19 protein-coding genes and 1 pseudogene are annotated in these 23650 nt (G+C 54.5%); 7 read left to right on the forward strand and 13 right to left on the reverse strand.

Annotated elements, in window-relative coordinates:
* Positions 1-4: 4 nt before the first annotated feature.
* The 3 genes and pseudogenes from K6K13_RS15315 to trmJ all read right to left on the reverse strand — a co-directional run bounded on the left by K6K13_RS15315 (position 5) and on the right by trmJ (position 2672).
* Entirely contained in the window at positions 5-1219 is a 1215-nt protein-coding gene (locus K6K13_RS15315) for an IscS subfamily cysteine desulfurase (RefSeq protein WP_222157766.1), read from the reverse strand.
* Positions 1220-1293: 74 nt separating this feature from the next.
* Positions 1294-1788, reverse strand: a complete 495-nt coding sequence (gene iscR, locus K6K13_RS15320; RefSeq protein ID WP_222157767.1) for a Fe-S cluster assembly transcriptional regulator IscR — start codon at positions 1786-1788, stop codon at positions 1294-1296.
* 165 nt (positions 1789-1953) lie between these two features.
* A pseudogene (trmJ, locus tag K6K13_RS15325) lies at positions 1954-2672 on the reverse strand (tRNA (cytosine(32)/uridine(32)-2'-O)-methyltransferase TrmJ).
* A 132-nt stretch (positions 2673-2804) separates the two neighbouring features.
* On the opposite strand from trmJ, the gene suhB reads away from it, so the two are divergent.
* From suhB to K6K13_RS15345, 4 genes are all read left to right on the forward strand, one after another.
* Positions 2805-3608: an inositol-1-monophosphatase gene (suhB, locus tag K6K13_RS15330; protein ID WP_222157768.1), complete on the forward strand. Its 804-nt coding sequence runs from the start codon at positions 2805-2807 to the stop codon at positions 3606-3608.
* Positions 3609-3791: 183 nt separating this feature from the next.
* Positions 3792-4916, forward strand: coding sequence for an ABC transporter substrate-binding protein (locus K6K13_RS15335; RefSeq protein WP_222157769.1), 1125 nt, complete (start codon positions 3792-3794; stop codon positions 4914-4916).
* Between the two features lie 3 nt (positions 4917-4919).
* On the forward strand, positions 4920-5996 hold the full coding sequence (locus K6K13_RS15340; protein WP_222157770.1) for a FecCD family ABC transporter permease: 1077 nt from the start codon (positions 4920-4922) through the stop codon (positions 5994-5996).
* Complete coding sequence (locus K6K13_RS15345; protein ID WP_222157771.1) at positions 5993-6796, forward strand: ABC transporter ATP-binding protein; 804 nt, start codon at positions 5993-5995, stop codon at positions 6794-6796. The genes K6K13_RS15340 and K6K13_RS15345 overlap by 4 nt, the downstream gene beginning before the upstream one ends.
* A 58-nt stretch (positions 6797-6854) precedes the next feature.
* Here the strand turns inward: K6K13_RS15345 and K6K13_RS15350 are convergent, their stop codons facing one another.
* From K6K13_RS15350 to glyA, 9 genes are all read right to left on the reverse strand, one after another.
* Complete coding sequence (locus K6K13_RS15350; RefSeq protein ID WP_222157772.1) at positions 6855-7985, reverse strand: ABC transporter substrate-binding protein; 1131 nt, start codon at positions 7983-7985, stop codon at positions 6855-6857.
* Between the two features lie 131 nt (positions 7986-8116).
* Positions 8117-9175 carry a nickel/cobalt transporter gene (locus K6K13_RS15355; RefSeq protein WP_222157773.1) on the reverse strand — a complete coding sequence of 353 codons (1059 nt, stop codon included), beginning with the start codon at positions 9173-9175 and terminating at the stop codon, positions 8117-8119.
* Complete coding sequence (locus K6K13_RS15360; RefSeq protein ID WP_222157774.1) at positions 9166-9840, reverse strand: DUF1007 family protein; 675 nt, start codon at positions 9838-9840, stop codon at positions 9166-9168. The genes K6K13_RS15355 and K6K13_RS15360 overlap by 10 nt, the downstream gene beginning before the upstream one ends.
* Before the next feature lie 81 nt (positions 9841-9921).
* On the reverse strand, positions 9922-11070 hold the full coding sequence (locus K6K13_RS15365; RefSeq protein ID WP_222157775.1) for a 3-phenylpropionate MFS transporter: 1149 nt from the start codon (positions 11068-11070) through the stop codon (positions 9922-9924).
* 134 nt (positions 11071-11204) lie between these two features.
* Positions 11205-12143 (reverse strand): alpha/beta fold hydrolase, encoded by a 939-nt coding sequence (locus K6K13_RS15370; RefSeq protein WP_252120316.1) that lies wholly within the window; start codon positions 12141-12143, stop codon positions 11205-11207.
* The gene (locus K6K13_RS15375) at positions 12089-14026 is read right to left on the reverse strand and encodes a tetratricopeptide repeat protein (RefSeq protein WP_222157776.1); all 1938 of its coding nucleotides are present in this window, start codon (positions 14024-14026) and stop codon (positions 12089-12091) included. Before K6K13_RS15375 ends, K6K13_RS15370 begins: the two co-directional genes overlap by 55 nt.
* A gap of 74 nt (positions 14027-14100) precedes the next feature.
* Positions 14101-14844, reverse strand: coding sequence for an autotransporter outer membrane beta-barrel domain-containing protein (locus K6K13_RS15380; protein WP_222157777.1), 744 nt, complete (start codon positions 14842-14844; stop codon positions 14101-14103).
* On the reverse strand, positions 14765-16993 hold the full coding sequence (locus K6K13_RS15385; protein WP_222157778.1) for an autotransporter outer membrane beta-barrel domain-containing protein: 2229 nt from the start codon (positions 16991-16993) through the stop codon (positions 14765-14767). Before K6K13_RS15385 ends, K6K13_RS15380 begins: the two co-directional genes overlap by 80 nt.
* A gap of 314 nt (positions 16994-17307) precedes the next feature.
* Positions 17308-18561: a serine hydroxymethyltransferase gene (gene glyA, locus K6K13_RS15390; protein WP_222157779.1), complete on the reverse strand. Its 1254-nt coding sequence runs from the start codon at positions 18559-18561 to the stop codon at positions 17308-17310.
* A gap of 325 nt (positions 18562-18886) precedes the next feature.
* On the opposite strand from glyA, the gene hmpA reads away from it, so the two are divergent.
* The 3 genes from hmpA to pemA all read left to right on the forward strand — a co-directional run bounded on the left by hmpA (position 18887) and on the right by pemA (position 23245).
* A complete protein-coding gene (gene hmpA / locus K6K13_RS15395) occupies positions 18887-20077 on the forward strand; it encodes an NO-inducible flavohemoprotein (RefSeq protein WP_222157780.1) in 1191 nt (396 codons plus the stop codon).
* 333 nt (positions 20078-20410) lie between these two features.
* Positions 20411-22048, forward strand: a complete 1638-nt coding sequence (gene paeY / locus K6K13_RS15400) for a pectin acetylesterase PaeY (RefSeq protein ID WP_222157781.1) — start codon at positions 20411-20413, stop codon at positions 22046-22048.
* 96 nt (positions 22049-22144) lie between these two features.
* Entirely contained in the window at positions 22145-23245 is a 1101-nt protein-coding gene (pemA, locus tag K6K13_RS15405; protein ID WP_222157782.1) for a pectinesterase PemA, read from the forward strand.
* A 46-nt stretch (positions 23246-23291) separates the two neighbouring features.
* On the opposite strand, the gene glnB is transcribed toward pemA, so the two are convergent.
* Positions 23292-23630, reverse strand: coding sequence for a nitrogen regulatory protein P-II (gene glnB / locus K6K13_RS15410; protein WP_195315181.1), 339 nt, complete (start codon positions 23628-23630; stop codon positions 23292-23294).
* Positions 23631-23650 lie beyond the last annotated feature (20 nt).

Raw genomic sequence — 23650 nt, forward strand, 5'->3', positions numbered from 1 at the left:
CGAATTAATGATGAGCCCATTCGATGGTGGTCAGATCCACGCCCTGCTTGAACATCTCCCACAGCGGGGAAAGGTCACGCAAACGTCCAATGGATTTCTGGACCAAATCGATGGTGTAGTCGATCTCTTCCTCGGTAGTAAAACGACCGAGAGAGAAGCGGATCGAGCTGTGCGCCAATTCATCATTCATACCCAGCGCACGCAGCACATAGGATGGCTCCAGGCTCGCAGAAGTACAGGCAGAACCGGAGGAGACAGCCAGGTCTTTCAGCGCCATGATCAGGGATTCACCCTCAACATAGTTAAAGCTGACGTTCAGGATATTCGGCGCGCCCTGTTCCAGGTCACCGTTGAGGTACACCTCTTCAATATCCTTGATACCGTTCCACAAGCGATGACGCAGCGCGCTCAGGCGAGCGACTTCCGCCACCATCTCTTCTTTGGCAATACGGTAGGCTTCGCCCATGCCAACGATCTGGTGCACGGGCAAGGTGCCGGAACGCATACCGCGTTCGTGGCCGCCACCGTGCATCTGCGCTTCAATACGGATACGGGGTTTACGACGCACATACAGCGCGCCAATGCCTTTCGGGCCATAAATTTTATGACCGGAGAAAGACATTAAATCGACTTTGATCTTGCTGAGATCGATAGGCAGTTTGCCCACGCTCTGCGTGGCATCAACGTGGAACACGATACCACGGCTGCGGCACATCTCGCCGATAGCGGCAATGTCCTGTACCACACCGATTTCGTTGTTCACGTGCATGATGGAAACCACAATGGTGTCTTCACGCATTGCTGCTTCGAGTTCGTGCAGGTCAATAATGCCGTTGCGCTGCGGCGCGAGGTACGTGACCTCAAAGCCTTCACGCTCTAACTGACGGCAGGTATCCAGCACGGCTTTATGTTCGGTCTTGCTGGTAATGATGTGCTTGCCTTTCTTCTGATAGAAGTTGGCGGCACCTTTGATAGCAAGGTTGTCGGCCTCGGTCGCGCCGGACGTGAACACAATTTCACGCGGATCGGCACCCACCAGCTCGGCGATTTGGTTACGCGCGATATCCACTGCCTCTTCCGCCTGCCAACCAAAGCGGTGAGAACGGGAAGCCTGGTTGCCGAACGTACCGTCCAGGGTCAAAAACTGCATCATTTTTTCAGCCACGCGCGGGTCAACCGGCGTCGTGGCTGAATAGTCTAGATAAATGGGTAACTTCATTGCTCATAAACTCCGTACATCACTTCAAAACGTACAATGCGTTTTGATTTTATTATTCCTGCGAGGATGAACTATCAGGCGCGCAGATTAACATTAATGGTTTCTTGAAAACGTCCGTTGGCGGTGCGACGCGTGTCGGCATCTTGGCGATCCGCCACGTCCAGCACTTCCTGATTATTCACCAGTTCGTCCAGCGTGATATTGTTCAAGAAATCGGTGATACGGTCGCTGAGATCGCGCCACAACGTGTGCGTCAGGCAGCGATCGCCACCCTGGCAGCCTTCACGCCCCTGGCAACGGGTCGCATCGACGGATTCGTCTACGGCAGAGATCACGGCACCAACGGCGATTTCATTGGCGTTTTTGCCTAGCAGGTAACCACCGCCCGGCCCACGGACGCTGGACACCAGCCCGTTTTTGCGCAAGCGAGAGAACAGTTGTTCCAGATACGACAGCGATATTCCCTGCCGCTCGGAAATATCCGCCAAAGGAACCGGCCCTTCTTTGGAGTGCAGTGCCACATCAAGCATGGCGGTAACGGCATAACGGCCTTTTGATGTCAGTCTCATAATAGTGCTACCTGTAGATAAAACAGCTTATTATCGAACACGATTATTATAAACATGCACTGTGAATGCATGTACTTACATAGCACCCTTTGAGTCTGACATTCCCGAGTGTTTTAGTCAACTATTTAACCGAGTAATTCACTCAAGTATTTATTCGCCGCTTTTCTATTCCTGACCGTCACGTCGGTTTTTTTGTACCGAGCTCAAAATGCCACGCAGAATGGCCAACTCCTGCTCTTCCGGGCGCGCACGGGTGAATAAACGGCGCAGTTTGTGCATCACCTGTCCCTGATGGGCCTTACGAATAAACCCGGTGTAATGCAGCGTTTCTTCCAGATGGGTATAGAAGCGTTCCAGATCGTCAACCAAGGGATAGGGCTCTTCCACGATTTGCGGTGCACCCTGCGCCTGCAAATCCAGATGCGCAACGCGCACTTCATAAGCGATCAACTGAACGGCCATCGCCAGATTCAACGAACTGTACTCGGGGTTAGCAGGAATACAGACGTGATAGTGGCATTTTTGCAGTTCGTCGTTGGTCAACCCCACGCGTTCACGGCCAAACACCAGCGCCACCGGTGCGTGCTGCGCACGCCGCACTCGCGCGGTTCGAGCATCGGCCAGGGCAGCGAACGAGAACGCGCACTGGTGCCAACCACCAGGTTGCAGCCGACCAGCGCTTCATCCAACGTATTAACCAGCGTAGCGTTACCAATAATATCGCTGGCACCTGCGGCCAGTGCGATTGCCTGTGAATCCGGTTTGATCAGTGGGTTCACCAGATAGAGGTTCTTTAACCCCATGGTTTTCATCGCTCTGGCAGTAGACCCCATATTGCCCGTGTGCGAGGTTTCCACCAGAACGATACGAATATTCTCTAACATGTTGACTCGGCAGTAAGAAAGAAGAAAAAGAGTGAAAAACACGATTAGTGTATCACAGACTTCGCTATTTTCTCTTTCCCCTGCTATACTGCGCCTCGCTTTCTGTTCTTTAACATCCTAGTGGACGATACCATGCATCCGATGCTTAACATCGCTGTGCGCGCTGCGCGCAAGGGCGGTAATTTAATTGCCAAGAATTATGAAACCCCCGACGCCGTTGAAGCGAGCCAAAAAGGCACCAACGACTTTGTTACCAACGTTGACCGCGACGCCGAACGCCTGATTATTGAGGTGATCCGCAAATCCTACCCCCAGCACACCATTATTGGTGAAGAGTGCGGCGAAGTAGTCGGTGAAGACGACACAGTGCAATGGATTATCGATCCGCTGGATGGCACCACCAACTTCGTTAAACGTCTCCCCCATTTTGCTGTTTCCATTGCTGTGCGCATTAAAGGCCGCACTGAAGTTGCTGTGGTTTACGATCCGATGCGCAATGAGCTGTTTACCGCCACGCGCGGTCAGGGCGCACAGTTGAACGGCTATCGTCTGCGCAGCGGCAACGCGCGCGATCTGGAAGGCACCATTCTGGCGACCGGCTTCCCTTTCAAGCAGAAACAGCACGCGCCCCCTTACATCAATATGGTATCTGCCCTGTTTACCACCTGCGCTGACTTCCGTCGCACCGGTTCTGCCGCGCTGGATCTGGCCTATGTGGCAGCGGGCCGCGTAGACGGTTTCTTCGAAATTGGCCTGAAGCCTTGGGATTTCGCCGGTGGCGAGCTGCTGGTGCGTGAAGCGGGCGGTATCGTGACTGACTTCGTCGGCGGCCACAACTATCTCGCTTCTGGCAACCTGGTGGCGGGCAACCCGCGCGTGGTGAAGTCCATTCTGTCAGCCATTCGTGAACAACTTAGCGAAGCCCTGAAACGCTAAGACTGTCCTTTGTCCCGTTCACTGGCGGTGGGCGGGACAACATCTGATATGTTTCCTTACATTGCGTTCCTGTTAAGTTTTGGCGTATGGTAATACGATAATGATTATCAAATGCATTACATCTGTCTGATTTGTATCAGGAGAGGCCTGATTCATCAGAGCAGGTGGTAACGGGACGACACCATGTTTAAGAAATCCATCAACTCGCTGTTTTTCACCGCACTGCTTGCCACACCGCTTTTCAGCCACGCCACACAATATCCGTTAACGGTCACCGATATGGCGGGCAATACCGTCACGCTGCAACAAGAGCCGAAGCACCTGGTGCTGCAAGACGGGCGCGATATTATGGCGCTGGCGCTGCTGGATCGCGACGATCCCTTCCAGCGTTTAGTGGCATGGAACAATCTGCCGAAAAAACAGGATACCGCGACCTGGAATCTGTTAAAAGGCAAATGGCCGGATGCAGAAACTATCCTTGATATGGGCTTTGGTGACAAAGGCGACATCGAGCTGGAAAGCGTGCTGGTGAAAAAACCGGATTTGATGGTGGCACAACTGCGTGCCAAAGCGTCGCTGGAAGGCAATGGCGTGGTGAACAAACTGAACGAACTGCACATTCCGTTGCTGTTTGTCGATTATGAAATCGATCCGGCCAAGAACACCGCAGACAGTATTGACCTGCTCGGCAAGGTGCTTAACCGCGAAGAGAACGCCAAAGCCTATACCGACTTCTACCGTCAGCACGCCGCAGACATCCAGCAAAAGACCGCAGCCATTACGCCGAAACCGCGCGTGTTTATTGAACCTATCGCGGGCAACAGCGATGCCTGCTGCTTTAGCCATAAAGATAACGGCTGGGGCGGTTTACTAAGAGCGGTTGGAGTGACCAATATCGCCGCCGATCTGCTGCCCGGTGCTACCGGTTTTATCTCACTGGAAAAAGTGATCGCGGAAAAACCGGATGCCTATATCATGACCGGTTCCAAACGCGGCAACAGCGCCAACAAAATTCTGTCGTTCGGCTATAACGCTACCGCTGAGGATATTCAGGCTAAAGCCGATGTGCTGTTAAGCCGTCCAGGTATCGATCAGGTCCCCGCCATCAAAGCCGGCCAGGTTTACGGGGTGTATCACCACTTCTATAACCATCCGTATAACATTGTCGGCATGGAATATCTGGCGAAAATTGCCTATCCGCAAGCGCTGGTAACGTTAAACCCGGATCAAACCTACCACGATATCGTGCGTCGCTTTACCGCGCTTCCGGACACACCGTTTATTTTCAGTCAAAAGTTGGCCAAGTAGTCGATGAGTACCACCACTGACATCAGCCGCCAAAAGGCGGCTGACTCGGATATTCTCCGTCATTATCAAGATATTCTGCGCCACCGGTTGCTGATCATGCTGCTGCTGGTCGCCGCCATCGTGGCTTCCCTGCTGCTCGACTTCACCATGGGGCCGTCTGGGCTTTCGCTCGATGTGCTGTGGCAGACGCTGACCAACCCGGCGCAGGCCGATGCTGGCACGCGGGTGATTGTGTGGGATATTCGCCTGCCCTACGCGCTGATGGCGCTGATCGTCGGACTGGCCTTAGGATTGGCGGGTGCCGAGATGCAAACTATCCTGAATAATCCATTAGCCAGCCCGTTCACGCTGGGCGTCTCTTCAGCCGCCGCCTTCGGCGCTGCCCTGGCGATTGTGTTAGGGATTGATATTCCCGGCATTCCAGCTCAATGGTTTATCTCCGCCAACGCCTTTCTCTTTGCGCTGATGGCCGCATTGTTACTTGATGGCATTACCCGCTGGACCAATGTTGCCACGTCCGGCGTGGTCCTGTTCGGTATCGCGCTGGTGTTTACCTTTAATGCGCTGGTGTCCATGCTGCAATTCATTGCCAATGAAGACACGTTGCAAGGATTGGTATTCTGGACCATGGGCAGCCTGGCCCGCGCTTCATGGGAAAAGCTGGGCATACTGCTGCTGGCACTGGCGATATTAATGCCGCTGTCGTTTATGAGTTCATGGAAACTCACTGCCTTACGCCTTGGGGAAGATCGCGCGACCAGTTTTGGCATCAACGTGCGCCGTTTGCGTCTGACGACGCTGCTGCGCATCAGTATCCTCTCTGCGCTGTCGGTGGCGTTTGTCGGCCCGATCGGTTTTATTGGTCTGGTTGCGCCACACATCGCCCGTATGGTATTCGGCGAAGATCACCGTTTCTATTTGCCCGCCAGCGCCCTGATTGGTGCGCTGGTGTTATCGCTGGCGTCGGTAGTGTCTAAGAACCTGATCCCCGGCGTGATTATTCCTGTTGGGATCGTGACATCGCTGGTTGGCGTGCCCTTCTTCCTGAGTATTATTCTGCGCCACCGGGGGAATGTATGAGCCAGACGCTGTCGCACGCCGGTTTGCGCATCTCCCGTTTCGCAGCCGGTTATCCAAAACGGCAAATCATTCACAACCTCAATGTGCCGCTGCTGCCACGCGGCAAAATAACGGTACTGCTTGGCCCGAACGGCAGCGGCAAATCAACGCTATTGCGCGCACTGGCCGGACTGGGAAATGCCCAGGGTGAGCTGCACCTGGACGATACCGAACTGATGCAATTGCCCTTCGCCAAGCGCGCGGAACAAGTGGTTTATCTGCCGCAATCTTTACCCGCGGGCGTACATTTGCACGTGCTGGAGTCGATCATCGTGGCGCAGCGGGCTTCCGGCGGTTTGAACTCGCGTGAGAAAGAGAATGAAGTGTTGACGCTGCTGCGCCAGCTCGGCATTGAGCATCTGGCGATGAGCTATCTGGACCAACTCTCCGGCGGTCAAAAACAGCTGGTGGGGCTGGCGCAATCGCTGATTCGCCAACCTTCCCTGTTGTTACTGGATGAACCGTTGAGCGCGCTGGATCTTAACTACCAGTTCCACGTGATGGATTTGGTGCGTAAAGAGACGCGCAAGCGCAATATCGTCACACTGGTGGTGGTGCACGATATCAATATCGCTCTGCGCCACGGCGATCACGTGCTGATGCTGAAAAATGGTGAGCTGATTGCCAATGGCGAGCCTGCCGAGGTGATCAGCGCGGAGAGTTTGGCACAAGTGTATGGCGTGCGTGGTCGCATTGAGCGCTGCTCGCAAGGCATACCTCAGGTAATGATTGATGGGTTAGTGTCTGAACCGACGCTTTGATTGCCCGTGCATGGAATGCCCCTCAAGCCCGCATCAATGCGGGCTTTTTCATCGGTAATTATTTCTGCTGCGGTGGCAGCGTTACCCAATACCCCGGTTGATACGGCAACGGCAAGAATTTCTCATGGAAGGTTCTGAACGTCGCGTCCGGATCGATATCCTTAAACAGATCCGGGTGCAGCCATTTCGCCATCGCCTGAATCGCAACAAACTGATACGGACTATCATAGAACTGGTGCCAAATGGCATGGGCATTGCCGTTGGTCGCCACCGGCAGGGTTTTGAACGCAGAACGCTGCATCAACGCCGCCAGACGCTGGGTGGCTTCCACCGTGTCCGCCCCCGGTCCCACGCCAACCCACTTGTTCGCTGTGTTGTAGTTTTTCCAGTTAGCCCCCGTGACAATCACCACATCCGGACGAGCGCTGATGATAAATTCCGGATTCAAGGTGCCAAAGGTGCCGGGGATCGCCGTTTTGGCGATATTGCTCCCACCGGCGACTTCCACCATTTTGCCAAAGTTTTCATCACCAAAGGACATGCAGCACTCATCATCATAGCCGCCAGCACGATCGATCATCACTTTTGGACGCGGCCCCTGATAATTTTTCAAGCGATCTTCCACCACGGCGATCTGCTCGCGGCGGAACTGCACGATCGCCTCGGCACGCTGCGGCTTGTTCAGCAGTTGCCCCATGATACGGATGCTCTTTTCTGCATTCTCAAACGGCTTCTCGCGGAAATCGATAAACACCACCGGAATCCCCAACTGCTCCAGCTTTTCAATCAGTTTGCCTTCATCCGTCGCAGCTTTCGATTCCAGGTTCATCAGCACCAAATCGGGTTTAAGCGTTAACGCTTGCTCAACGTTAAAGGTGCCGTCTTTCGCGCCGCCAAACGTTGGCAGCGATGTGATGCTCGGAAACTGTTTTTCGTAGGCCTTGTAGCCATCAAAATCCGCTTTAGGCAGATCGTCACGCCAACCGACCACACGTTTAAACGGAGCGTCGGTGTCAAAAGCCGCCAGCAGGTAAATCTGTCGCCCTTCGCCCAAAATGATGCGTTTGGCTTCTGCGGCAATTTCAACCTTGCGGCCACTGACATCTTCGATAACGATCGGAGCGGCATACGACAGGCAGGTGACACTCCATAGCGCGATGGTAGCTATCCAATGTAGCGTTTTCTTCATTTTTATCCCTGATTTTTATATGGATAATGAGACTCATTATCATCTTTAAAATGATATGCTGAGCGTCAGAACTGACGCAATGGCTTTTTAACGTCAGGTACCTTCAGAGAGAACAATCAGAAGCAGGTGCGTCAGGAGAACGGGCGGATACCACCGGTAATGGCAGGTTGCGCAGAGAGGTAAAGCAGAATGCCCGCACCAAACAGCACCATCCCCCCCGCCAGCGACAGCGTGCTCCAGGCGGTCTGTTGCCACAGTACAGGCGCGCGCGAACGCCCCATACGCTCAATCACCCGGCGACAAAAGAACACCAGCAGCGCCAACGCCGAGAGCGTAATGGCCGTGCCCAGCGCCATGGCGAGCGCAGAAGCAACGCCCCAGACAAACACGCCGATCACTTTGGAGAACAACAGCACCAAGATGGCCCCCGAGCAGGGACGCAACCCCATAGCAAATACAACCGCCACGCGGGTACGCCAGCCATCACCACGTTGCAATTCTTCCTGGGAAGGGAGATGACGATGGCCGCAGCCGCATACGCCATCATCCGTCACGGGGGCTAATGGCGCTAACGGCAGTGGGCGCACCTCTGCGGTTAGCGCGTGAATACGCTGAATAACGGGTTTGCTAGCATGTCGGGCATGGGTAACCGCCGCCCACAGACGTTTAAGGGCACGCACGCTGAGCCACAATCCCAGTAGCGCCACCAGCATAAAACTGGCCTTTTCCATCCAGAAACTGCTGGCGTGCAGTGCCCGGCTGGAGAGTTGCAACACCCCCAGCGTCACGCTCACCAAGCCAATCGCCATCATGCCTTGCAGCAGCGAGGATGCCAGCGTCAGTTTCAGACTGTTTTTAAGCTGCGTCGGGTGGGTGGCAAGGTAAGTCGTGATCACCACTTTACCATGGCCAGGCCCCACAGCATGCAAGATGCCGTAGACCAGACTGAACGCCAGCAGGCTCAGCCCCGCCTGATGCGGCTGTTCGTGCACCGCCTCGAGCAGCGCTGACATCTGCTGATGCATCACCTTCTGCCAGGCAACGCTTTGCAGCAAAATATCCGGCCAATAGCGCAGCGCCACCTGAGCCCCCAGCGCCAGCAGCAATAAAAAAGCCGCTAAGGGCCACAGGCCAAAGCACAGTCTCACGATGCGATGGCGTTTTCGTTTTTCAAACACGGTCAGTGGCATTCCAACGTAATCTGTTGTGCAAACTGTTTGCCCAACGCCAGATCCTCATCGGGGGCATCGGCTTTATCCAGCGACAGCGCATAAGAGCGTAAATCAGCACTGGGTTTTGGGGTAAACAGCGCTGTTTTACAGTGTTCTGCCAGCACAGGGGCAAGGCGAACAGCGTTTTTATCCTGATAGGACATATCGACAAAATAGGTCGGGTCAAAGGTAGAAATCTGTAGCGGCGCGCCTTTCAAAGGCTGCGGATGCGCCAACGGCAGCACAAACTCCAGCACGGCTTTATTGCCCTGCCGCGACAAATGATATTCTGTCGGCATCGGTTGAAATTTCACCGCCACGTTATCCCGGTAGATCTCAGTAAAATAGTGCTGACCCAACACGTTCGCCATCACTTCCGCCGCCAGTTTTTTCCAGATTTCAGAGTCACTCTTCGCTTTGCCCGCATCATAGAGCAGATCGGCTGAGGTGATCGGATCCATCGTCCAGTGCATACGCAACCCGGTAATGGTGTCATTCTCACCTTCAACCGTGGTTTGGATATCGATGAAACTGTGGGGATGCGCCCACACCGAAGGCGAGGCAAGCGACAGCAGCGAGAACAACACGCCCCACCGCCACCCTAACCGAGCACAACAGCGACCGAAAGTGTTATAAAGTAACATAATGTATCGTCTCTTGACGCAGACGATGACACCCGAACGTTCCAAGTGTCATCCTATTCCGAAATGAACGTGATGCCCGGTTTATGCGTGTTGAACAGGCGTGGCGGGTCGCAAAAACAGCGCGGGAACCACCAGCGCCGTCATTACCCAAAAGGTGGCGTGTTGCAGATGTTCAAACAAAAAGCCCGATATCACCGTCATCACCGCAATGCTGCCGCCCATCGCCAGTGCCGAGTAGACGGCCTGCAAGCGCAGCACGTCGCCACCGCTACGTGCAGAAATAAAGCGCATCGCGGCCAGATGGCACAGGGTAAAGGTACCGCAGTGCAATATCTGTATCACAATCAACCAGGGCAACGCTACGGTGGCCCCCATCAGCCCCCAGCGCACAATGCCAGCCACCGCCGACAGCAGCAACAAGTCACGGGCGCTGAAACGCGCAAACCAGCGTTTGCTGAACATAAATACCACTACCTCGGCGACCACCCCCAGCGACCACAAATAGCCAATCACTGCTGGCGAATACCCCGCATCCTGCCAGTAGATAACGCTAAACCCATAATAGGCTGCGTGCGCCCCTTGCAACAACGCCACGCAGAGCAGAAAGCGCCACACGCCCGTTTCACGCAGTAATGTCGGCCAGGGGGTGACTGGTGCGGCATGCTCGCCGCCTGCGCTGGCCAGTGGCATCACAGAAGGTCGCAACAGCATGCCCAACAGCATACAAACCAACCCGACGGTCAGCGTTGCCAGGATTGCCGTGTGCCCCCAAGCAGCCACCAATTCACCGGTGACGGCAGAGCCAATCACAAAGGCTATCGATCCCCAGACGCGCACTTTGCCATAGTCCATAGCGATCTGGCGTTGCCAGGTGGCAGCCAGCCCATCGTTGAGCGGCACCAGCGGTGAAAAGAACAAATTAAAGCCCACAATCACCAGCAACAGCCACACCCAGGCATTGCCCATCCAAAAACCCAGCGCGAGGAGCAGTGACAGCAACGCCAAAAGACGTATCGCATTAATCAGGTGAGCGGGGTTTTTTACACAAGGCGTAATGAAGAGACTTCCGATACAACGCGCGACTAGCCCGGCACCGAGCAGCAACCCGATCTCTTCCGCGCTAAGACCTTCTCCTTTTAGCCAGCCGCTCCAGAACGGCAAGAAAATGCCGTAGCAAAAAAAGTAGGTAAAATAACTGAGCGCCAGCCAGTAGGTGGATTGCAAAAACATCGTCTCTCCTTGTCAACTGTGCAGCACATAGCGTCACTACGGCGGCTACAGCCCCATCATCGCGCCCTAAAAAGGCGTCTTAGCCTAACAGGTAAGGCAGTGGCTTCCCAGAGCGGACTCGCAAAATTCAGTTCTCAGACGCGCAGCAAAGACCGTTGCGCAGGGTCTTCACAGGGGACACGCATTTGCAACAAAGCAGGCCAAAGCGCAGGCCAATCGCCTTCATGATCCACATCGTGCACTTCACGCACATCGGCACAACGCCCGACAGCAGTAACAAAAAAGTGAGCAATAATCGAAGGCACAATGCGATCGGTATCGCCGCTGAAATGCAGTTGTGGCACAGCGGCAATCTCACTCGCGACATCGGTCGGGTTGAGCGAATCGGGCATGGGGGCGACACGGTGTAAGCGATTAACCGCGACATGATTGAGGTTGCCCGCCACTGTGCGTAGCAGGGCAATGTCTTTACGCCGTGCAGCAATCAACACCGCAATAGCTCCGCCGCCAGAGTACCCAGTCAACACCACCGGTTGCCCCGGTGTCTGGCGTAAATAGTGCGAAATGGCCGCATTCATCGACGCCACAACATCAGGTGCAAAACGTTTTCCCGTCCAGTATTCAGGGCGGCAGGCAGAAGCGTGTTCAGCAGCAGTAAATTGACAAGGGCGCGCCAGATAAACCACATTGGCAGCCGTATCCTTCGCCGCTAATGCCAGCCCCATCGCCCGCCGCGGCGTGGGATCGTGCGAGACCCGGTAGCGATCGCGCCAGGCGCGCCCATCCCCCTCGATATAGACATGTAAGGGCCGGTCGACACGCGTAATGCGCGTATAGGTGGTTAAGTGAAAGGGGGCGACCCACAGCGTGCCATGTTGCAAATCACCGCGCAGCGCCAGTTGATCGGCATGATAGCGCGGATCGGAGTGACACCCGGTCAAACTTGTCGCCAGTATCCACAACAGCATACTGAATGGCGCAAGTAGTGGCGCAAACAACGCACGGATCAGCATGGCGTCTACCGAGGCCACTGAGCCAATTGCCGGGCCATTGCGTCTACCACAGGCGTCCACTGCCCCTGCTGCGGTTGGCGAAACAGCGTGACCGAGGGATACCAGGGCGAGTCATCACGTGCCAGTAACCAGCGCCATTCCGGCTCGTAGGGGAGCATCACCCAGGTGGGGCGACCCAACGCACCGGCCAGATGTACCGGGGAAGAATCCACCGAAATCAACAGATCGATGACGCACAGGATCGCCGCGGTATCATCAAAATCGGTGATGTCATCACTCAACGACAGCAAATTGATATCCGCGGGCGGTGCATCGGCTTGTGATGCCGCGGTGCCTTTTTGTAGGGCAAGAAAACTGACACCGGGCTGTGCCAACGGCGCAAGATCGTTCAGGGTCATCGAGCGATTTTTATCATTGTTGTGTTCCGGTCGTCCCGCCCAGACTAGCCCCACTAACGGACGCGGTAAATGTGCCAGACGCTGTTGCCAGAACTCGACGCGCAGGGGATCGGCAAACAAATAAGGCACCGTACCGGGCAAATCCGCCAGTTGCAGACCCAGCGCCATCGGCAGGCTCATCAGTTCACAATGATAATCAAAGGGCGGGGGTAAACTTCCACGCACAACGATCTCATCCCAGCCGGCACAGCGGCGTGCCAGTGCCAGACAATCGCTGTTCACTTGCAAAATAATGCGCGCGCCGCTGCGTTCACGCGCCGTTTGCACCAGACGTAAAAATTGAAAGGTATCGCCGAAGCCCTGTTCATCATGAATCAGCAAGCGTTTACCCGCCAGCGTCTGCCCCTCCCAACGCGGTTTCTGCACATGACGGCACACTTTAGCCGTGTGCTCCATCTGGTAGCGAAAACGGTATTCACGCCAGCCGTGGGTAAAATCGCCAGTGACTAACAGCAGTGAAGCTAGATCGAAACGTGCTGTCATCTCACCGGGTCGAACCCGCACCAACATGGCCATAATGCGCAACGCGGGTTCCATTTTTAACTGAGCGCGCAGCGCCCGCGCCAGCAGATGCCACAGCGTCGGCGGCCCGTTGCCGTTAGCCAGCGTTTGCGTCAGCAAGGCTTCCACCTCGGCATGGCGACCTTCGGCAGAAAGAGAGAGCACTTGCTGATGACAGGCAGCAATCACCTCGACGGACAGCGCCGTGCCGGACGTCGCGCCCTGCGCGTTAACCCTGTCCGGTGCAAAGGCGCGTAATGCATCCAGCCAGCGGCTAGCCTCTTGCGGCCGTTGGCGTACTCTCGCCAGATCGGCAAGGTTAAGATAGGCTTCTGCGCAGCGTGGATCGAGGGCTATCGCCCGCTCCGCTAACTCGGCAGCGCGATCTAGATGGCCGAGTTCGCGCAACAGCGACGATTGGTTGATGCAGGCTTGAACAAACTGAGGGTCGCGCATCAGCGCCTGCTGGTAATGATGCAATGCTTGCTGACTCTGCCCTAAACGGCGCAGTGTGTTCGCCAGATTATTGTGGGCGTGTGGATTGACGGGGCGATCAGCCAGCACCTTACGCAGACAGGATTCGCTGAAAGTCAGCTTGCCACACTCTTGCGCGATGATACCCAGGTTGTTCCACGCATCCATCAGTTGTGGATCGGCAGCGACGGCCTTGCGCGCCGACTGCTCAGCGTCTTTTAACTGCCCCTTTTGGCGATACATTTCTGCCAGATTGCTGTGAAACAGCGCAGGTGCTTGGGGCGAGCGGGTCGCCGCCTCTAAGTAGGTCACCGCGCGTTCCTGAAAACCATAGGCATGGGCCATAACGCCGAGCAGATGCATGGCCCCCGGTTGCTGAGGGACGACACGCAAAATGCGCAGACAGAGTTGCTCTGCCTGCGCCGCTTGACCAGCCCGCCAGTGTGCATACGCGCGCCGCAGTGCCGTTTCTACGGTAAGCGGTGCCACTGGATGAGTCGGATTAAGCACAAAATCTCCCTGATGCCAGCGAATCAACTGAAACAATGCGCCAGCAGCATGACTACACCGCTGGCGCAGGGGAATCAGAACTGCCAGCGCAGTTGCAGATTACCGGTGTGACTTTGATAGTGTCGGGCCGCTTCGCCGGTATATTTTATCGTCACGCTGAGGTCACGCGAGCCCACGAGAGAACCCCCCGCAGAGAACACGCCAGTATCCACAATCGGTTTCGAACCGCGTGCCACAAAGGAACTCGCACCGGTGCTGTCGGCAGAGAAACTGGCTACCGATTGCAGCACATCATCATGGTATTCGTGACGCCATCCACCCTGGATAAATGGCTGGATTTCACCGTCTGACATTTTGAAGCGGTGATCCAACTTCAACGCCAGGTCACTTTTGAGCGAGGTCACCATGGTATCGTCAACCCGCAATCCCGCACCGTTGCCACCCGCTTCGGTGTAACCGTCCTGCCCCAGTTTGCTGTAGGTTAAGGCAGCGATCGGTGTCAGTCGCGTCCGCAGGGTTCCCATCGAGAGCGGATACCCCACCAGACCGGAGGCAATGAACTGGTTGCCTTTGAATGTGGCCGTGGTATTACCGTTAAATCCGGTGAAATCAAGCTGACGCTTGGTACCGTAATGGTGGAAGATCCCGCCAGTCGTCAAGTTGACGTACCAAGGGTCACCCTCATAGTTGGCATAGCCAAACACGCCGTAAGATTTGACATGGGCCGAACTGCCCAGATTATCGCCGCTGCTGTTCACCATGGTGGTGGTGTAGCTGCCTAACCCCCCCCAGACGCCAATTATCGTTGACCTCACCATCGCCCCCTAACATCACGCCAACAAAGTGTCCGTCGTAACCCGCGATATCCCCTTGCTGACCGCGGTTGACCTTACCGCCAAAGCCCTGTCCCCAGGCTACCGGACCGTCATCATTTTCCCCGGTCGAAATACCGCTGCCTGCACCTGCCAGACGGATGGCTTCACCGCGCTGCGCCAATACGTCCAGGACTGACATGGCGGGCAGTGCTGCCGCCTGTGCCGAGGCAGAAGCGATCGCCGCCGGGCTCAGTTGCGCCCCCGCACGGTTGGCTTCTGCCGTATTGCCTACCGCAGCACCGGCGTTAAACAGATTGAGCAGTGACGACTCCGTGCCGCCATAGTTAAACAGGCCATTCAACGCAGAGACGGCATTTGACGTCGTGGCATATCCGATCGGCTTGTAATCGCCATTGCAATCACCGAGCGTCACCACCAGATCGCTGGTATTACCGTGCGTAACCGTATTGCCCGTCAGCAACCCGGTGTAATCCTCAGCCCAGTAATCCAGCTTGTCGGCGTTGTAATCCGTACCCTCGCTGTTTGCCCGAATCACCACGTAGCGCTGCCCTTGAGCAAACGCATATTGGCCGTTGCCCATTAGCCCCACGTTAGATCCGCTGGTGATATTGGCACTGCCTGATACGACCAGGCGGCCATACCCGTTGTAGGAGTTAATGTCACCGTTGGTGGCAAGGTAGTTATTGACGCCAAACAGCAGGCTGGCACCACAGCCCTGTTGATAGTCGCCGTCGATCGTGAGCACATTGTTGACCATCAGCTGAGCGGAGCCGTTCACCAGTTGGCCTTCCCCCAGAATGACATTGTCATTAAGCACTGTGCTGCCCGTGACAAAAGTCAGGTCGCCGGCTGCAATGGAAATGGTGCCGATACTGCCTTTTTCATAGCCAGTCAACGTACCGACGTCTTCATCTTTGCCACCAAAGAAGGTCAGGCCGCTGGTGGAGTAGATATTTCCTGCAATAACCCCATCATTATAAATCGACCCGATACTTCCGCCATCAATGGAAAGCGCGGCTAACTCACCGCCGATAATGCCTTCATTACTGAGCGATCCAAGGGTACCGCCGTTATAAATACCCATAGCGATATTGGTATCGATAGAGCCAGAGTTGAAGAATGTCCCAACATAGGAGCCGCCTTCCACCACCAGACCATCCTCGGCGTCAATCAGCCCGCTGTTATTAATCGCGGCGATCGTACTGACGGCATTTTCTGGATTACCAAATGCACCGATGCCCAGGTTGGCACTCAGGGTACCCGAGTTGAAGAAGGTGCCGACATACCCACCACCCGCCACAATCAGACCGTCATCAGCATCAATAAGGCCGGTGTTGGAAATCGAGCCTATCGAACTGACCTGTTCGACATTTTCACCAAACACGCCAATACCTAAGCCTGCATCGATGGTGCCGCCGTTGATTAATGACGATACGTTGGCATCATTATCCAGAACAATGCCCGCATCACCGGTAATCAATCCGGTGTTACTAATGGAATAGATACTGGAACTGTTGAGCAGGAGAGCGGCATCGTTATCAGAGGAAATCGTACCCGAGTTAACCAGTTCATACAGCATGGAATCCTTTTCCAGCACCACGCCTTGGTCACCACTGATCTCACCGGAGTTCTCGAAAGAACACAGGTTACTGGCGCTGATTAAAACGGCCGTATCTTCATCACCCTCGATATATCCCGAGTTGTTGAATTCACCCAGAAAGCTGTTGTTCTCGAGGTAAACACCCTTATGTCCCGAGATGGTACCGGTGTTAAACAGCGAATCAATGTTACCCGCATCACTCCAAAGGCCGGTATTGTCGCTGGCAGAAATTAAACCGGAGTTGGTTATCGGACCGATCGACCCGGTGTTGTAAATCCCATCATTGCCTGTGATAACACCAGCATTGCTGAGCGAGCCAATGGTCGACGTATTGGTAATGCCAAAATCGGTTCCGGTGAGGGTACCGGTATTGGTGATGCTCAGATAATCCTGTGCTGTTGTAATGCTCAGACCACCTTGGCTGGTGGAAACATCTATCGATGCAGCGGAGGATGGGTAAGTAGAAAGAACACCTAGTACGGCACTTACTGCCACCACCAACGGTTTGACTTTGAATGACGAAGACCTCATCCGGCACTTCTCCCAAAATAATATAACTAATTGATATTTAATCAATCCTCTGATATCGATAGCCTTTTAATTAATAACGATGAATAAAAATGATTTACCGTTATTAATTAGAAGCAACCTTCATGGAAAAAACGCGTTTGCGATAAGAACTGTCTCAAAGGGTAGACGGGGCGTGGGAGAAAACTTTCATATTCTGATTCTTGCGCTGAGCGCGCACGGGCTTGGATATCAGAGGGTTACGCGAAGATAGTGAGGAAAAGCGGTAAAAAAAACGCCAGCCCAAAGGCTGGCGTTAACTTACAGGTTACTGGCGATCAGGCATAAACCGGGAAACGCTCGCAAATAGCGAGGACTTTTTGTTTCACGCGTTCAATGGTCGCTTCGTCATTGATGTTATCCAATACGTCACAGATCCAGCCTGCCAGCTCACGCACTTCTGCTTCCTTGAAGCCACGACGGGTTGCCGCTGGCGTACCGATACGGATACCGGAAGTCACAAACGGGCTCTTCGGATCGTTCGGCACACTGTTTTTGTTAACGGTAATGTTAGCGCGACCCAGAGCGGCATCGGCTTCTTTACCGGTCAGGTCTTTGCTGACCAGATCGAGCAGGAACAAGTGGTTACTGGTGCCACCGGAAACCACGTTGAAACCGCGCGTCAGGAACACCTCAACCATGGCCTTGGCATTCTTCGCTACTTGCTGCTGGTAAACTTTGAACTCAGGTTCCATCGCTTCTTTCAGTGCGACCGCTTTACCGGCGATAACGTGCATCAACGGGCCACCCTGACCGCCAGGGAAGACAGCCGAGTTCAGTTTTTTATACAGATCTTCATCACCGCCCTTGGCCAGAATCAGGCCGCCGCGCGGACCCGCCAGCGTTTTATGGGTCGTGGTGGTGACGATATGCGCATGGGGAACCGGGTTAGGGTAAACATCAGCCGCGACCAGACCCGCAACGTGCGCCATATCCACAAACAGATAAGCACCAATGCTGTCAGCAATTTCACGCATTTTCGCCCAGTCAACCACGCCAGAGTAAGCAGAGAAGCCGCCTACGATCATTTTCGGTTTGTGGGTTTGTGCCAGTTCAGCCATTTCTTGGTAATCGATTTTACCGCTTTCATCGATGCCGTAAGGAATCACTTTATACAGTTTGCCAGACAGGTTAACCGGAGAGCCGTGGGTCAGGTGGCCGCCGTGAGCCAGGTTCATCCCCAGGATGGTATCACCCGGTTGCAGCAGTGCGGTATACACGGCAAAGTTGGCCTGAGAACCGGAGTGCGGTTGCACGTTAGCATAGTCAGCACCGAACAGCGCTTTAGCGCGGTCAATCGCCAGTTGCTCTACGATGTCAACGTATTCACAGCCGCCGTAGTAACGTTTGCCGGGATATCCTTCGGCATATTTGTTGGTTAACTGAGACCCTTGAGCCTGCATAACACGTGGGCTGGTGTAGTTTTCTGACGCTATCAGTTCAATATGCTCTTCCTGACGCACCACTTCTTGCTGCATCGCGTGCCACAGTTCGGCATCGTAATCGGCAATGTTCATTTCACGCTTTAACATCCGCATCTCCTGACTCAGCTAACTATATGTACAGTAAAAATGCCCGCAACGGGTATTGGCCTATAGTGTAAACCGTTTATCCCCTTGCATGATAGGGCTTGACAGAGGTTTTTACGCAAACGATTAGCTCCAAGCAGCACAAGGCTTAGCGGCCTAATGACTTCGTACGCTGGCAAGGGAGTTTTCTTCATCTGCATCCTGCACTTTCTTCATTTTGTGTGTCCATCGACACAATAAACACCAACACCAAGCAGGGATTTACAACGCGACAACGCTCGAATAAGATGCATTAAAAATACATCTTATAAAGCCACTTGGAGTCACCATGCTAGACGCAAAAACCATCGCTACCGTAAAATCAACCCTGCCCTTGCTGACAAAAACCGGCCCGGCACTGACCGCCCATTTTTATCAGCGCATGTTCAGCCACAATCCTGAACTGAAAGACATCTTCAACATGAGTAATCAGCGCAATGGCGATCAGCGAGAAGCCTTATTCAACGCTATCTGCGCCTATGCGGCCAACATTGATAACCTCTCGTCACTACTGCCTGCGGTAGAGCGTATCGCACAGAAACATACCAGCTTCTCGATCCTGCCGGCGCAATATGGCATCGTTGGCAAGCATCTGCTGGCCACGCTGGACGAATTGTTTAGCCCCGGCGAGGAGATATTGGCGGCCTGGGGCAAAGCATATGGCGTATTGGCTGAGGTTTTTATTCAGCGTGAACGCGCCATTTATCAGGATGCGACTAACCAGCCCGGCGGTTGGGAAGGTACTCGCCCCTTTCGCATCGTGAACAAGCAGGCGCAGAGTGCGCTGATCGCCAGTTTCACGCTGGAACCTGTCGATGGCAAACCGGTGGTGGATTTTAAACCCGGCCAGTATTTGGCAGTCTACATCCGCCACAACAGTCTCACTCATCAGGAGATTCGCCAATATTCCCTGACGCACGCCCCCAATGGTCGCACTTACCGTATTGCAGTCAAACGCGAGCAGCAGGGAACCGTTTCCAGCTATCTTCATGACATTGCACAGGAAGGCGATATTATTTCACTGGCAGCGCCCCACGGAGATTTCTGTTTATCGGCCTCCCCTACCACGCCAGTCACGCTTATCTCTGCGGGCGTAGGGCAAACACCGTTACTCAGTATGCTGCACCAGTTAAAAGAGCAGACGCATGAGGCGGATATCCTGTGGTTGCACGCCGCTGACAACGGCGATGTGCATGCGTTTGGTGATGAGCTGGCGCAAATTAACCAGCAATGGCCCACATTGACGCGTTACGTCTGGTATCGCCAACCCGGTAAAAACGATCGCCCCGGTGAAGATTTTCACTATCAAGGCGTCATGCTGTTGGACAAACTGGCGTACCGCCTGACCAATTCCTGCATGCACTTTTATCTGTGCGGTCCGGTGGCCTTTATGCAATTCGTCGCGCAGCAACTCCTCGCCGTGGGCATTGCGCCCTCACAGTTACATTACGAATGCTTTGGCCCCCATAAAGTCGTGTGATGCACTGACACGCAAGCCGCTACCGCGCGGGCAAACGCACGCGCGGTAATCTTATCCACGATCACAAATTTATGCTCCCACCCGATACGCTGATGATAAAAAACGGTATCGATCACAAAAATCCGCCACGCCATAATTAAAATAACGCTTCATTTTAAAAAAACGCAGTTTTAGCTTCTTGATTTGCTCCGCGGCCTGTCTGCATCCCACTTTTTTGGCCGAACTGACAAGGAGTTTGTGTAAGAATCATTAGCACTGCGGCAAGCCTGTTGCACACCACCAAAACGAAGTCGTCTTTTTTACTACTTTTTGCTACAAGGGATGTATCTGACCATGTCTACACGATTTTCTCACCGCATTACGCTCGCGCTGCTGATTAGCGCCTCCGTGGGCTATGCCCATGCACAAAAGAATGCCGCACCGGCTAGCGAAACGCTGCCCGCCACGGTGTTGGGAGAACACACCACGCTCGAAGGTATCGTTGCACACCGCGATGCGCGCCTGCCTGCCACCATTATTGTGCGCGACCAACAAGGGCACCGTCGCCAAACGCAAACGGATGAGCAGGGCCACTACCAGTTAGACGTGTCTGAATTAACGGCACCGCTGCGCCTGTCTGCGGTCGAGTCTGGCGGCAATAACTGTTTGCTGAACAATCAGGCGCGCGCCATCTGCCTGAGCGCGTTGCTGCCAACCGCCCAATCGGGTAAAGGCAACACCGCCAACATCAACCCGTTTACCGATCGCATCGCCTCCGACATGGCCGCGGCGGCAGGCTACATTGGCCCGCAGCAACTCTCCGATGACGCCGGTACGCCAGCGCTCTCGGCGGCAACCTGGAAACAGGCTAATGCGGTGTTTCATGCCGGCTTCGGTGCCGCGTTAAAACAGGCGGGCATCACTAACCCTGCACAATTTGATCCCCTGCACTACCCAGCAACGCAGCAAAAAGCCGTTCGCCAACTGGTTGAGGTGGTCAATCACAACCGCAACTACCATAACGACAGCGGACAAGCGGGCCACACCGTACTGACGGACAGCGTGTTCCGACCGATCGTCGGGCTTAGCGCCGATGGCAGCTACGAAGGGCTGGATTACGGCTATGCCCGTCGTCAGTTGGATGAGATCAAAAAGGCCAAGACGCGCATCTTTATCGTTGGTGACTCCACCGCTGCCAACTACGAGAAATTGCGTTTCCCACGCATGGGCTGGGCACAGGTGTTTGAACAGCAATTCCGCCATGACGGAAGCGTCAAAGTGATCAACGGTGCCCGTGCTGGACGCAGCTCGCGCGATTTCTTCTATGAAGGCTGGTTCCGACAGATGCAGCCGCTGATGCAGCCCGGCGACTACATCTTCATTCAGATGGGCCATAACGATCAGAACTGTAACGGTGCCAGAGCGGTACGCGGCGCAGCGGATGTCGGCAACCTGTGTACCTACCCGAACGACGCAGCAGGCAAGCGCCAATTCCCGCAGGGTAAACCTGACATGTCATTCCAGAACGCGCTGGAACGCTATATCACCTATGCCCGCCAGCATCAGATGATCCCGGTGCTGTTAACGCCGACAACCCGCGTGAAAGATGCGCAAGGCAAAGATGGCACCCCGGCCGTTCACAGCCACTTTACCCGGCAAAATGCTGAAAACGGCTTTGCCTTTATCGGTGACTACAGCCAAACCATCAAAGACACCGCGAAAGCCAACAATGTCCCGTTGCTGGATGTTGAACCCGATACCATTGCACTGGCTAACCGGGATAACGGACATCACTGGAAACAGTACTGGCTGGTGATCGATCCGAAACGCTACCCGTACTACAAGGATCAGGCGGGCAGCACCAGCAAACCGGATACTACCCATTTCCAACAAAAAGGCGCGATTGCCGTGGCCGAGATCGTCGCAGACAGCATTCGCGCCGACGACACACTGCGCCCGCTGGCCGATGATCTGCTTAAGAAAAAACACTAAGGCTTTACTCCCCTGAGCGTTTGCTCAGGGGCGCTTTCCCATCGTGCGAACGGATGGGTTTTACCTCTCGGACACTACAGTTAAGGAATGATCGGTATGTTTAAACCTCTTTCAGGCGCGATTGCGCTGGCCGTTCTGGTGGCCGCCCCCTGGCAGCACGCCATTGCCAGCTCAGATGTTAACGCGGTAGTTTCTGCCACGGCACCTGCTGCACCCAACACCTTTAAAACCATTGGTGAGGCCATCGCCAGCGCGCCTGCCGATACCACGCCGTTTGTTATTTACATCAAAAAAGGCACTTACCACGAGCGCCTGGTGATTACCCGCCCCAACGTGCACTTTAAAGGCGAAGACCGCGACCACACCATTATTGCCGTAGATACTGCCGCTGGGGCACTGAAGCCTGATGGTTCCAAATGGGGCACCTCCGGCAGCTATACGGTGAAGATCGATGCGCCTGATTTCAGTGCCCGCACGCTCACCATCCGCAACGATTTCGACTATCTGGGTAATGAAGCCAAGAAGAGTGATGACCCAACCAGGATAAAAGACACCCAGGCTGTGGCACTGTTGGTGGCAGAGAAGAGCGATCGTGCTTACTTCCACGATGTCAGCCTGGTGAGTTATCAAGACACGCTGTATGTCAAAGGGGGCCGCAGTTTCTTTGAGAAATGCCGTATCAGCGGCACCGTAGACTTTATTTTCGGTAACGGTACCGCGCTATTTGATGATTGCGATATCGTCGCACGCACGCGCGTTAATCCCGGTGATGAATCTTATGGCTACCTGACCGCCCCCAGCACGGATATCAACCAGAAGTACGGTCTGGTGATCACTAACAGCCGGGTGTTCAAAGAAGGCAGCAATGTCCCCGCGAAAAGCTATGCGCTCGGTCGCCCCTGGCATCCGACGACCACCTTCCCTGATGGCCGCTATGCCGACCCTAACGCCATCGGACAAACGGTGTTTATCAACACCCAAATGGACGATGTGATCTACGGCTGGGATAAAATGTCCGGCAAAGATATCAAAGGCGAGAAAATCTGGTTCCAGCCGCAGGATTCGCGTTTCTTCGAATACCAATCAACCGGTGCGGGCGCAGAAAAAAATGACGGGCGACGTCAACTTACCGCAGAGCAGGCCGCAGAATACAGCAAGGAAAAGGTTCTGGCGGGCTGGACACCCACCGCACCTTGACAGAATGTTCCACGATCCTCGCTCGGCGGGGATCGTGGCTACAGCATCAGATAGCCGCTTCGTCTTCTTCGCCAGTACGGATACGTACCACGCGTGCCACATCAAACACAAAAATCTTGCCGTCACCAATTTTACCGGTCTGAGCGGTCTGAATGATGGTTTCGACACAGGTATCGACGATGTCATCGGCAACCACCAGCTCGATCTTCACCTTGGGCAGAAAATCGACCATATATTCTGCACCACGATACAGTTCGGTATGGCCCTTCTGGCGCCCAAAGCCTTTTACTTCCGTGACGGTCATGCCGGTGATACCCACTTCGGCTAACGCTTCACGCACGTCGTCCAGTTTGAACGGTTTGATAATCGCATCTATTTTTTTCATGAAATAACCTTTGTGAACCT

It is taken from the genome of Symbiopectobacterium purcellii (assembly GCF_019797845.1).
GTDB classification, from domain to species: domain Bacteria; phylum Pseudomonadota; class Gammaproteobacteria; order Enterobacterales; family Enterobacteriaceae; genus Symbiopectobacterium; species Symbiopectobacterium purcellii.